The sequence below is a fragment of the Chitinivorax tropicus genome (assembly GCF_014202905.1).
GTDB lineage: Bacteria > Pseudomonadota > Gammaproteobacteria > Burkholderiales > SCOH01 > Chitinivorax > Chitinivorax tropicus.
This window is the reverse complement of sequence record NZ_JACHHY010000016.1, coordinates 40,435-53,459: the sequence shown is the minus strand read 5'-3', so window position 1 is coordinate 53,459 and position 13,025 is coordinate 40,435. Positions and strand designations below refer to the sequence as shown.

At 55.9% G+C, this 13,025-nt stretch carries 9 protein-coding genes; all 9 read left to right on the top strand.

What is annotated here, in order from left to right; all coding sequences use genetic code 11:
• The first annotated feature begins 69 nt into the window (after window positions 1-69).
• The 9 genes from HNQ59_RS12955 (at window position 70) to HNQ59_RS12915 (ending at window position 12,865) form a co-directional block, all read left to right on the top strand.
• A complete protein-coding gene (locus HNQ59_RS12955) occupies window positions 70-2,361 on the top strand; it encodes a methyl-accepting chemotaxis protein (RefSeq protein WP_184040092.1) in 2,292 nt (763 codons plus the stop codon).
• Window positions 2,362-2,471: 110 nt separating this feature from the next.
• Entirely contained in the window at window positions 2,472-5,336 is a 2,865-nt protein-coding gene (locus HNQ59_RS19855) for a methyl-accepting chemotaxis protein (RefSeq protein WP_184040089.1), read from the top strand.
• A gap of 27 nt (window positions 5,337-5,363) precedes the next feature.
• On the top strand, window positions 5,364-6,221 hold the full coding sequence (locus tag HNQ59_RS12945; RefSeq protein ID WP_184040086.1) for a CheR family methyltransferase: 858 nt from the start codon (window positions 5,364-5,366) through the stop codon (window positions 6,219-6,221).
• Window positions 6,218-6,838 (top strand): chemoreceptor glutamine deamidase CheD, encoded by a 621-nt coding sequence (gene cheD / locus HNQ59_RS12940; protein WP_184040083.1) that lies wholly within the window; start codon window positions 6,218-6,220, stop codon window positions 6,836-6,838. The genes HNQ59_RS12945 and cheD overlap by 4 nt, the downstream gene beginning before the upstream one ends.
• A 57-nt stretch (window positions 6,839-6,895) precedes the next feature.
• Window positions 6,896-7,921 carry a protein-glutamate methylesterase/protein-glutamine glutaminase gene (locus HNQ59_RS12935; RefSeq protein WP_221320241.1) on the top strand — a complete coding sequence of 342 codons (1,026 nt, stop codon included), beginning with the start codon at window positions 6,896-6,898 and terminating at the stop codon, window positions 7,919-7,921.
• Window positions 7,922-7,948: 27 nt separating this feature from the next.
• Window positions 7,949-8,341: a YidB family protein gene (locus HNQ59_RS12930; RefSeq protein ID WP_184040077.1), complete on the top strand. Its 393-nt coding sequence runs from the start codon at window positions 7,949-7,951 to the stop codon at window positions 8,339-8,341.
• Between the two features lie 393 nt (window positions 8,342-8,734).
• Window positions 8,735-11,047, top strand: coding sequence for a PAS domain-containing sensor histidine kinase (locus HNQ59_RS12925; RefSeq protein WP_184040074.1), 2,313 nt, complete (start codon window positions 8,735-8,737; stop codon window positions 11,045-11,047).
• Window positions 11,037-11,645: a response regulator transcription factor gene (locus HNQ59_RS12920; RefSeq protein ID WP_184040072.1), complete on the top strand. Its 609-nt coding sequence runs from the start codon at window positions 11,037-11,039 to the stop codon at window positions 11,643-11,645. Before HNQ59_RS12925 ends, HNQ59_RS12920 begins: the two co-directional genes overlap by 11 nt.
• Window positions 11,646-11,665: 20 nt before the next feature.
• Window positions 11,666-12,865 carry a CaiB/BaiF CoA transferase family protein gene (locus tag HNQ59_RS12915; protein ID WP_184040070.1) on the top strand — a complete coding sequence of 400 codons (1,200 nt, stop codon included), beginning with the start codon at window positions 11,666-11,668 and terminating at the stop codon, window positions 12,863-12,865.
• The last annotated feature ends 160 nt before the right edge of the window (window positions 12,866-13,025 follow it).

Sequence of the window (13,025 nt, the reverse complement as noted above, 5' to 3'; positions counted from 1 at the left end):
TTGCAGGCGCGTGGGGAGATGGCCGTGTGACCTATCCACCAATCCGCTGCAAGCCAAGGATGTCGTGATATGAAGCAAGGCAGTACGAAAAACAAACTCTACTTGTTTGCCATGCTGATGGCGGGCTTGGTGGCGCTGATGGGCTGGTCACAGCACCGTCACGTCAGTGCGCTCAGTGAAGCCCAGTCTGGCCTCAAACGTAGCTTCATCGCAGTGCGCTCGCAGGTGTTGATGGACATGATTCATGACGGGTTGCGGGCAGATGTCCTGCAGGCGGTGGTTTATGCCCGAGAAGGGGATAAAGAGAAATTCAAAGAAGTGAAAGTGGACTTGGCCGAACACCGTCAAGTGTTGAAGGAAAACATTGCGGCGATTGAACGGCTGGAGCTGCCTGACGATATCCGTAAGACGCTGGAAGCGACCAAAACCAGCTTTGTCGAATATGAGCGGAGCGCAGAAACCATTGTTGAACGCATCTTCAATGACGCCAAAGGCAGCCAGGCGTTGTTGGATGATTTCAATCAACAGTTTGAAAAGATGGAGCAGCAGCAAGGTGCCTTCACTGACCAGTTGACAGCCTGGGCCGATCAGATTGATCAGCAGGCCACGGCGGTAGAGGGGCAGGCGAAACAGCAGAGCATCTTGTTTGCATCGGTGGCGGTGGTGTTGGCATTTGTGCTGGGGGGGCTGCTGGCGCGCAGCATCAGCCAGGCGGTGAACAAGGTGGTGGGCGCCATTCAACAAGTACGTGATACCCGTGACTACCGCACCCGGCTAAGAGGGCTGACTGGTGAGTTCAACCAGCTGGCCAACTCATTCAACGCCATTCTCGATGATATGCAAAACCAGCAGGACGAGATCGCCACACAGCTCGCGGACAATCTGCGTGTCAAAGTGGCACTGGATTCCGTGTCGTCCGGCGTCATGATTGCTGATGCCCAGCGTCAGATCGTCTATGCCAACCCGGCGGTGATGGCGTTACTCAAGCATGCAGAGCAAGAGCTGCAACAAGTCATACCAGGGTTTCATGTTTCATCGGTCATGGGTGGCAGCATTGATCGCTTTCACCAGAACCCGAACCATCAGATACAGGTGTTGGGTAACTTGGCCACCACACATCGGGCCCGCATTCAGGTCGGTAAATTGACCCTGCAGCTGGTTGTCAACCCGGTGCTGGATGCGCAGCGCAATCGCCTGGGGACCGTGGTCGAGTGGGCGGATCTGACAGAGCAGATCAAGGCAGAAGCGGAGCTGGAAAGCATCATCGAAGCTGCGGCAGAGGGTGACTACAGCCGGCGTGCATCCCCTAGTGGCAAGAGTGGATTCCTACGCGCAGCGGCAGAGGGCATCAATCGGATCATGGAAACCACATCGACTGCGATCAAGGATGTGGGTGCGGTGCTGGAAGCGATGGCGGAAGGGGATCTGACCAGAACGGTGACGCGCCAATATAACGGCGATCTGGCGGTGATGCAGAACAGCATTCACCAAAGTCTGGAGCAGATGCAGAAAGTCATTTCACAGATCAGAGAGACAGCAGACGCCATCAATATGGCCGCAAGTGAGATCGCTACCGGCAATGCCGACTTGGCAAGGAGAACCGAATTGCAGGCCAGTGGCCTGGAGCAGACCACCGGCAGCATGGCCCAATTGACCGAAACGGTCAAACAGAATGCCAGCAGCGCCCAGCATGCCAGCACGCTGGTCAAAGGCTCGGCAGAGATCGCAGCCAAAGGTGGAAAGGTAGTGGGTGGCGTGGTGCACACCATGAATGCCATTGCGGATAGCTCCAGAAAGATTGCGGACATCATCGGCGTGATTGATGGCATTGCGTTTCAAACCAATATCCTGGCGCTCAACGCCGCTGTGGAGGCGGCGCGGGCCGGTGAGCAGGGGCGTGGTTTCGCTGTGGTGGCAGGAGAGGTGAGGAACCTGGCACAACGTAGTGCAGCGGCGGCCAAGGAGATCAAAGACCTGATTCAAAGCTCTGTGACAAGGGTTAATGAAGGTGCCAAGCTGGTGGCGGATGCGGGCGCAACCATGAATGAAATCGTCGAGTCCGTGCAGCAGGTGAATGACATCGTTACCCGGATTTCAACCGCCAGCAAAGAGCAAAGCGATGGTATTGAGCAGGTCGGGACTGCGATCCGGCAGATGGATGCAGGGGTGCAGCAGAATGCCGCCTTGGTCGAGCAGGCCTCTGCCAATGCAAAAGGGCTGGAGGAGCAGGCGCACCAGCTGGTGGAAGTCGTATCCGGGTTCAAGTCCAGCCAGGGTGGCTCTCCGGTGCGGGGCAGGCCGCCTGCCACGCGCTTGCTGCCACGCAAGCAGGATCAGGACGATACCTGGGAAGCATTTTGAAATCACGGAGCTGGTGAGCCATCTGATGGAGTGTGCTTACTGATCGGTGTGTAGGTTTTGTTGACAAGCCGTGACATTGTGTCACCAGGCTGGTCATCTGGAGAGAAACCATGCGGGTCAATATGCCGGTAACGCAGGTCGAAGTGCCACTGCGTGACAATACCATGATCGTTTCAAAGACCGATCTGAAAGGTCGTATCACCTATGTCAACCAGGACTTCCTCGACATCAGTGGGTTCAACGAGCAAGAGCTGATTGGCGAGCCGCACAACATTGTCCGGCATCCCGACATGCCACCAGAGGCCTACGCTGACCTTTGGGCCACGCTCAAAGCCGGGCGCCCTTGGGTGGGGCTGGTCAAGAATCGCTGCAAAAATGGTGATTTTTACTGGGTCAAGGCCAATGCCACACCAGTCTACGAAAGCGGACAGGTGGTCGCCTACATGTCGGTGCGGGTCAAACCCAGCCTGGAGGAAGTCCGCGCGGCAGAAGATATCTATCGGCAGTTCCGTGAGAAACGGGCCGCAGGCATGACCATTCGCCAAGGGCGGGCGGTCAAGGCCACCCCTTGGTACAAGCTGAACGATATCAGCCTGAAAACGCGTCTGCTGGGGGCATTTGGTTTTCTGCTGGTGCTATTGGTTTTGCTGGCATCGGAAGGGCTGCGGCAGCTGGGTGAAAGCCGTGCGTCATTGCAGAAACTGTATGACGACCGTGTCGTCGCCCTGCAGAATCTGGGCGAATCAGCCCAGGCGATGGGCGAGGGGCGAGGGGGCCTATTGGTCTTGTTGAATCGGCTGCAAGCAGCGGGGCCGACCAAAACGGCGGAAAAAGTTTCCACACAGGGGCCGATGCGCCGGATTGAAGATGCCAAGCGAGCATGGGCAGGGTATGTGGCATTGGTACATTCCAGTGAGCACAAAGCGCTGGCTGATTCCGTCGATCAGGCCATGTCGGCGTTGATGAAGCAGGGGGTCGAGCCGCTGTCGAAAGCGATCGAGGCTGGGGATGTCAAAGAAGCCTTGCGTATCACGACACAGCTTCCTGCTTTGAATAAGGGCCTGGGCGAGGCAACAGCGCAGATTTTCGCGTATCAGAACAAAGCGGGGAAAAAGCAGGTTGATGCAGCAGAAGCAGCCTACAAGAACGCCAGAAACCTCTTCATCGCATTCACCGTGGCGGGCTTGATATTGTCCGCCATCATGCTGACCTGGATCATCCGCTCGACCCTGGGCCCGATGAGCCGGATCATGGAAGTGTTCCGGCTGGTTGCATCAGGCAATTTCAGAAACCAGATCGATATCTCCCGTCATGATGAGATCGGCAAGGTCATGCAAGGTCTGCAAAGCCTACAGGTTCGCCTGGGCTTTGACGTGGCCGAGACGCGTCGGGTGTCTGAGGAGAGCACCCGCGTCAAAGTCGGGCTGGACAACGTGTTGACCAATGTGATGATTGCCGATGCGTCTTACAACATCATCTATCTGAACAAATCCATTGTGCAGATGTTGACCCAGGCTGAGGCGGATATCCGCCAGGCATTGCCTAACTTCAATGTGGCGCAGCTGATTGGAACCAATATCGATGTGTTCCATAAAAACCCGGCTCATCAGCGCAACATGCTTGCCAGCTTGTCCGCCACCCATCGATCGACCATCAAGCTGGGTAGCCGCACCTTCAGCCTGACGGTGACGCCGGTCATCAACGACCGTGGTGAACGACTGGGCACCGCTGTCGAGTGGCTGGATCGCACCAAGGAGCTGGCTGTCGAGCAGGAAGTCCAACGGATCGTGATGTCTGCGGCCCAGGGCAATCTCAGTGATCGGGTGTCGATGGAAGGCAAGGATGGGTTCATCCGTGTTGTCAGCGAAAACATCAATCAGCTGCTGGATCGGATGGCACAGGCTTTTGCCGACCTGGGTGAATTGTTGGGTTGTCTGGCGGATGGTGATCTGCGCACCAAGATCGAGACGGAATACGAAGGCGAGCTGGCCAGGATCAGGGATGATGCCAATGCCTGTGTGGATCAACTCCGCTCGATCGTGTCACAGATCAAGGGCAGTGCGGATGCCATCAACACGGCTGCCAGCGAGATCGCGGCGGGCAACACCGACCTATCACAACGAACCGAAGAGCAGGCCGCCAGCCTGGAAGAAACCGCCGCCAGCATGGAAGAGCTGACCGGCACTGTGAAGCAGAATGCCGAAAACGCCCGCCAGGCGAGCCAGCTGGCGAAGAGCGCCGCCGAGATTGCCGAGAAAGGAGGCCGCGTGGTGGCAGGGGTGGTGACCACCATGGGCAGCATCGCAGACAGCTCGAAAAAGATCGCAGACATCATCAGCGTAATCGATGGCATCGCCTTCCAGACCAACATCCTGGCGCTGAACGCCGCCGTGGAAGCGGCACGAGCTGGCGAGCAAGGGCGAGGCTTCGCGGTGGTGGCAGGCGAAGTGCGGAACCTGGCGCAGCGCAGCGCAGCGGCAGCCAAGGAAATCAAAGACCTGATCCAAGACTCGGTAAGCCGGGTCAGCGACGGCACCAAGCTGGTGGAAGACGCAGGCAGCACCATGAATGAAATCGTCACCTCGGTGCAAAGAGTGAACGACATCATCAGCGAGATCTCGTCAGCCAGCCGGGAGCAAAGCGACGGCATCGAACAGGTGAACAAAGCCGTGACCCAGATGGACGAGGGTACACAACAGAACGCGGCCCTGGTGGAAGAGGCGGCAGCGAATGCGGAAAGCCTGGAAGAACAGGCGCGGCAGCTGGTGGATGCGGTGATGATGTTCAAGATGGAAGAAAGCGCCCGCCATGGGGGGATGAGCGTCACCCGTACATCCAGCGCAGGCAGAGGCGGCGCCAGCAAACCTGTCACCAAGGGTACCAAGGCCTTGCCCAAGCCTGCTTCCAAACCCCCTAAGCCCAGGGCTTTGCCTGCTGGTGGTGATTCGGATGATGGTGATTGGGAAGAGTTTTGATCTTCGGATTGGAAAGGCCAGGCCGGCATGTCCGATGTAAAGGAATTCGTCTACACCCAGCGTGATTTCGAGCGCGCCCGCTCCATGATCTATGCCAGAGCAGGGATCAAGCTGGAGCCATCGAAGTACGACATGGTCTACAGCCGACTCTCCAGGCGGCTGCGGGTGTTGCACATGAAACGCTTTCAGGATTATCTGGATAGCCTGGAAGGGCAGGAAACCGATGAGTGGCAAGCCTTCATCAATGCACTCACCACCAATCTGACCTCATTTTTCCGTGAAGCGCATCATTTCTCGATGCTGGCAGAGTATTTCGAGGCTCACCAACAACACGCGGGCAAGTTTCGGGTGTGGAGCGCTGCCTGCTCGACTGGAGAGGAGCCCTACTCGATTGCCATGGTGGCCGTCGAGCATTTTGGGACATGGTCACCTCCGGTCGAGGTCATTGCCACCGACCTGGATACGCACTGCCTGGAAACCGCCCGGCGAGGTGTGTATCCGGTGCAGCGGGTGGAGCGCCTCTCCAATACCCGCCTCAAGCACTTTTTCCTGAAGGGCAATGGGCAGAATGAAGGACAAGTCAGAGTCAGGCAGGATCTGAGAAGGCTGATCGAGTTTCGCCAATTGAATCTGCTGGATGCTGCGTATGACGTGGAAGGCCGATTCGATGTGATTTTCTGTCGCAATGTCATGATCTATTTCGATAAACCAACGCAGAAAAGCATTGTCGAGAAATTGGCCGCCAGATTGCAGCCAGATGGGGTCTACTTTGCTGGGCATTCCGAAAGCCTCCATCATGTGGTGGATTACCTGAAGCTCATCGGCAATACCGCGTATGTGCATGCCAATAATGCACAGACCACACTAAAGCGAGGTCATCGATGACTGGGCAACGTGGGTATGAAGAGGCGCTTGCGCCAACGTTGTACTTCGACAAGAACTTCGATTGTGAGGCCGCCAAGATCATGCCTGGTGAGTATTACGTCACCGGGCGCAACATGGTATTGGTGACGGTGTTGGGCTCTTGTGTCTCGGCGTGTATCCGTGACAAGCAAAGTGGCGTCGGCGGCATGAACCATTTCATGCTGCCGGAAGGGGGAGCTGGCGACATGGGCAATCCGCTGGCTGCATCTGCTCGCTATGGCAGTTATGCGATGGAAGTATTGATCAATCAATTGTTGAAGCTTGGCGCAAAGCGCAGCCACATGGAAGCCAAAGTATTCGGTGGTGGCAATGTGCTGCGTGGCTTTACTGTGGCCAATGTGGGTGAGCGTAATGCTCGCTTTGTCGAAAACTACCTGGGCTTTGAGCAGATACCCATCGTCGCCCAGGACCTGCTGGATGTCTATCCGCGCAAGATCTATTTCTTTCCTACGTCCGGCAAGGTGTTGGTCAAAAAGCTCAAGAGTGTCCACAATGACACCATCGTCGCGCGTGAGCGTGAATATGGTCAGCGCTTGCAGTATTCCTCGGTTGAAGGTGATGTGGAACTGTTTGGCTAATCGGGAGGCCGTGTGTCAAAGCCAATCCGCGTTGTGGTAGTCGATGACTCCGCGCTCATGCGGGCGGTGCTGCGTGATATTTTGAACAGCGCACCCGACATCGATGTGGTCGGCGTGGCCAGTGATCCGTTCAACGCCCGACAGGTCATTCGTGAGCTGGAGCCGGATGTGGTGACACTGGATGTGGAAATGCCACGGATGAACGGTCTCGATTTCCTCGAAAAATTGATGCGTTTGAAACCCACACCGGTCGTCATGGTATCGAGTCTGACAGAGGCTGGCTCTGACATCACCTTACGAGCGTTGGAATTGGGTGCGGTTGATTTTGTCGCCAAGCCTAAAGTCGACATCGAGCGCAGCATGCAAGACTACGCAGAGGTGTTGATCGAAAAGATCCGCTCGGCATCCAAGGCCCGCGTCAGACGGCTGGAATCACCACCATCGACCAGTGACCCGACGCCCATCGTCAAATCTCCGCCCAAATTCATGTCCACTGAGAAATTGATTGCCATTGGTGCATCGACAGGGGGCACTGAGGCGATTCGCGAGGTGTTGGCCAGCATGCCGCCGGATTCGCCGGGGATCATGATTGCGCAGCATATGCCAGAACAGTTCACCAGCGGCTTTGCCCGCCGTTTGAACGATGTGTGCCGGATTGTGGTGAAAGAAGCAGAGCATGGCGAGCGCGTCTTGCCTGGGCATGCCTACATCGCCCCTGGCCATTCCCACTTGAAGCTGAAACGCAGCGGTGCCAACTACGTGTGTGAGCTGGACGGCAGTGACCGCGTCAACCATCATCGACCATCAGTGGATGTCTTGTTCCAGTCGATTGCACTTGTGGCTGGGGCGAATGCCGTGGCCGCCTTACTGACGGGAATGGGCAAAGACGGTGCACAAGGATTGTTGGCATTGCGTCAAGCGGGCGCGCATACTATCGGTCAGGACGAGGCAAGCTGCGTCGTCTATGGCATGCCAAGAGAGGCTGCGTTGATAGGCGCAACCGAACTGGTGTTGCCGCTCAAGCAAGTCGCGGGGCAGCTACTTGCCTGGGTCAACTCGGGCAGTCGGGCCGTGCGTATCTGACTTCAATTGTGGTGAAGAGGAACGAAAATGGGTTTGTTCGATGAATTGGCGGGAGCGGTTGCGGGACAGCCCGACGGATCGGGTCTGTCAGGGTTGGTGAGCAATCTATTGGGGCAGGGCGGCTTGCAGAACCTGGTTGGTTTGTTCGAGCAACAAGGGCTGGGAAATCTGATCCAGTCCTGGATCGGCACGGGTGACAATCTGCCTGTTTCCGCAGATCAATTGCAACAGGTGTTGGGCAATTCACAGATCGGGCAAATGGCTTCCCAGCTGGGTGTTGCGCCTGAGCAGCTGACAGGTCAATTGGCTGGATTGTTGCCTCAGGTCATCGATAAGCTGACGCCCAATGGTCAAATTGAAGAGTCTGGTGGCCTGTTGGACATGGGGTTGGATCTGCTGAAATCACGCTTGCTGGGATAGATATCTGTGAGAACTACCCAGGCATAAGAGGTGCCAAACAGGTACAGCTGAATGCAGCTCAACATGGCTTGGGTTTCACGTGAAACAATACACAAGTTGATTGTTGGTAAACGGGGCAGGCTGCCCCGTTTGCTTTTTGGTCGACCGCCGGGTCTGTCCTGATGTTCCAAATGGTTTACATGGCATGCACCCTAGTGCTTGGCCCTGGCCCATGACCATGGCCAAGTGGGTGAGTCATGTCAGCAAAACTAGGGAAAGTCGCGCTGGCGCCAACCTGGAAATCCATATGCAATGCAGAGCTCTATTTTCAATTCAAATGACATGGCAGGTAATTCCATTGAATGAACGTTGGCAACATGGCGTACTCACGCCGCCTGGCAGGCTGAGTCAAATATGAAGTGGCGTCTGATTTCGCTACCCTCGCAAGCGCGTTGGCTGTGGGCCATGCCCAATCTGATGCTGCTGTTGTTCATTGCGGCTTTGCTGTGTTTCTTATGGATTCTGCATGCCAATGAACAGCAGGAGCGACAGGACTCTCTGATTGAAGATGTGCTGTGGCTTGAGCAGGCGATTCGTCTGCAGTTGCAGACCAATCAGCACACCATGGAAACCTTTGCCAGACAAATCGCCGCCGATGAGATCGATGACGCCAAGTATCGAGCCCAGGTGCGTTTTACCATGACGGTCAACGCTGAAATAACCGGCGTGGCGCAGCTGGATGTGCAAGGGCGTATCGAGCGGCAATCACCCTTGGAAAGCATCGACGCTGCCGTCTTGGGCAGTGAAGGTGTGATTGAAAACAGGCAACGAACCTTACGCCTTGCCTTGCCTGATTTCAGCCCGGTGCAGATCCCCAATGCTTCCAGCCGAGAGGTGCCATACTTGATCGGGTTTGTGCCGATCATGGATTCCGGCAGAGTAGTTGGGCTCCTGGCTGTCAAATATTCACTGAAAAACTTACTGCAGAACCTGGTGCCTTGGTGGATTGCCAAACGTTATCAGATCAGTATCCACGAGCCGGGTGGGCGTCTGTTGGCAACTAAGGTGGATTTGGGGCTGGATAAAACACCCTATACCCACAGCGTGATTTTTGATGCATTCGGGTACCCGCTGGAGCTGCGAGCGGAAAGCTATAAACGTGGCAGCAGCATTTTGACTGAGGGCTTGCCAGCGGCGCTGGTCGGGTTGTCTGTGTTGATGGTGTGGTCATTGTGGAGCTTGCGTCGCCACATGCGTGAACGGTTGGAAACTGAAGTCCGACTGAAGCGGGCCATGGCATGGCGACGTTCGATGGAGGATTCCCTCCGATCTGGCATGATCGCGATTGATCGTAGTGGGCGCATCACTTATGCCAATCGTGCCTTCTGCGAAATGGTTGGCTACAGCGAGGGTGAGCTGCTGGGCACGGAAGCGCAGGGCCACTATTGGCCAGACGAGTCCGTGGAGGACAATGAAGAAGCGTTTCGCCGGGTGTTGGAGGGCGGCGCATCAGGCAAAGGCTATTCCACTCGCCTGCGTCATCGTGATGGTCGGCGCTTTGATGTGCGGGTGTATGCCTCGCCCTTGATTGATACGGATGGCCGGCATGTTGGCTGGGTTGGCTCACTTTATGATATCACTGAGCTGAAACGCGAGCGGGAAGCGCTACAAGCCTCTCAGCAGCGGTTTGTGGCTGTGTTGAATGGCCTGGATGCAGCGGTATCGGTCACGCAGATCAATGGCAGGCAACTGCTGATGTGCAATCACCATTTCCGCGCGATTTTCAATGTCTATGAAGATGACGCGCCTTTGTGCGTAGTGCCGATCACGCCATATGGCATTGGCGATACCACCGATACAGAGGTATTCGATACGCGTAATCAGCGTTGGTACCATGTCCATCGGCGCCGTAGCGTGTGGGTCGATGGTAGCGATGTCTGGATGGATATCGCCTCTGACATCACAGAAGCGCGCTCGGCGGCAGACCTGGAACGGCAGCACGCCGAAAAACTGCAGCAGACTGCCCGCCTGATCAGCATGGGCGAAATCGCCTCAAGTCTGGCACACGAATTGAACCAACCCCTGTCAGCCATCGCCAGCTATGGCACAGGCGGCTTGAATGTTCTGGACCACGAACAGCCTTCATTACCCATGCTGCGCCAGGCATTGACCAAAATCAGTGAGCAGGCACGACGAGCGGGGCAGATCATCCGTGGTATCCGTGAGTTCGTGCAGCGTCGAGAGCCACACCGTGGCCAGTGTGATTTTGGCGAGATGCTGGAAACCGTGCTGAATCTGCTGTCCGCCGAGCTGCGCAAGGCATCGGTCAAATTGACCTTGGAGCAACCTGCCGCACCCATTACCGTACTGGCAGATCGCGTGATGATTGAACAGGTGCTGTTCAATCTGGTCAAAAATGCCATCGAGGCGATGGCGGATACGCCAGCCCGTGCGCGACGCATTGCGATCGAGTGCAGCCTGTCCGAAGATAAATTGACGGTCAGGATTCAGGACTCGGGCAGTGGAATTCCAGAGACTGAGCTGGCCAGATTGTTCATGCCCTTCTACACCACCAAGGCCGAGGGCATGGGAATGGGGCTCAACATCTGCCGCTCCATCATCGAAAGCCATCGCGGTCACCTTTGGGCGGAACCCTGCACAACGGGAGCCTGCTTTTGTTTCACATTACCGGTCATCAGGGAAAAGGAGTTGACCCATGCCGAATAATCGTCCCATTTGTGTCGTTGATGACGACGAAGCCACCCGTGATGCGCTGGTCTGGCTGTTTTCCACCCGTGAGCTTGAAGCGGTTGCCTTTGAGTCCGGTGAAGCATTCCTTGCGGATTACCATCCAGACAGATTCGGCTGCATCGTGCTGGATGTCCGCATGCCCGGCCTTTCGGGGCTGGAGGTGTTCGAACAGCTGAAAGAGCATTCATACCAACCACCAGTGATCTTCCTAACTGGCCATGGCGACGTCCCAATGGCGGTGGGGGCACTCAAAGGGGGGGCGGCGGATTTCATTCAAAAACCATTCAATGACAATCAGCTGGTGGACATGATCGAGCGTTGCCTGAGCGGGGACGAGCAGGCAAGAACCCGCTGGGCCGCAAAGCAGAGTATCGATACCCGCCTGGGATACTTGACCCCACGCGAGCGAGAAGTGATGAAACTGATCATTGCAGGCAAACTCAACAAGGTGATTGCCGACGAGCTGGACATCAGTATGAAAACTGTGGAGGTGCACCGCGCCCGCATTTTAGAGAAAATGGGCGTGAAAACCGCCGTCGAGCTTGCGTCACTGCTGGGGGGCACCGATACCTGACCAATCCAATGGACACCTCCATGACACTACCCACCAAACCGCTAGCCGGTGTAAAAGTCCTTGAGCTGGGCACCTTGATTGCTGGGCCTTTTGCCGCTCGTATCTGCGCAGAATTCGGGGCCGATGTCATCAAGGTCGAATCCCCGGACGGTGGCGACCCGCTACGTAAATGGCGAAAATTGTATGAAGGCACTTCGCTTTGGTGGTTTGTGCAGGCGCGGAACAAGCAATCACTGACGTTGAATCTCAAAAAACCTGAAGCTATTGAGATCGTCAAAAAGCTGGTGGCCCAGACTGATATCGTCATCGAAAACTTCCGCCCAGGCGTACTGGAAAAACTGGGTCTGAGTTGGGATGTGTTGTCAGCAATCAACCCAGGCTTGGTCATGGTACGGCTGTCGGGTTTTGGCCAGACCGGCCCCTACAAAGACCAGCCCGGGTTCGGTGCAGTAGGCGAATCCATGGGTGGATTGCGCTATGTCACCGGATTCCCTGATCGGCCTCCGGTCCGGACAGGCATCTCCATCGGGGACTCCATCGCAGCGCTGTGGGCAGTCATCGGTGCGCTGATGGCACTGCGTCATCGCGAAGTGAATGGCGGTAAAGGGCAGGTGGTGGATGTCGCCCTGTACGAAGCGGTGTTCGCAATGATGGAAAGCCTGATTCCCGAATTCGACATGATGGGCTTCATTCGTGAGCGCACCGGCAACATCATGCCCGGCATCACACCCTCGTCCATCCACACCACGCAAGATGGTAAGCATATACAGATCGGCGCCAATGGCGATGCAATCTTCAAGCGCTTCATGCAAGCAATCGGACGGCACGATCTGGCAGATGACCCAGCCCTGACAGATAACGCGGGTCGCGATCAACGCCGTGACGAGCTGTATCAGGTCATCGACAGCTGGGTCGCGGGCCAAAATGAAGCACAGGCCATGGCACTGCTCAATCGTGCAGAGGTCCCGGCCAGCCGCGTCTACTCGGTGGAAGATATGTTCCACGACCCACAATACCTGGCTCGGGAAATGATCCAACACGCCACGTTGCCAGATGGCAAATCGTTCAAAATGCCCGGCATTGTGCCCAAGCTATCAGATACCCCAGGAAGCACGGAATGGCTGGGGCCAGAGTTGGGGGCGCATACGGAGAGCATCCTGACAAGCCTTGATATTGCCCCTGAGTTGATTGAAGCGCTGAAAACCAAAGGTGTCATCTGAGCACAAACACGATTTTTCAAGATTTGTTTAATGCTTGGCTTTTTAAGATATAAGCTTTTGTAAATGAACGTTTATGAAACGTTTTTAACATGTAGATTATTTGATAAACTCGACTAACTAAGTTAGCATCAACTCTAAATTTTGAAAATTGAGTTGAAGC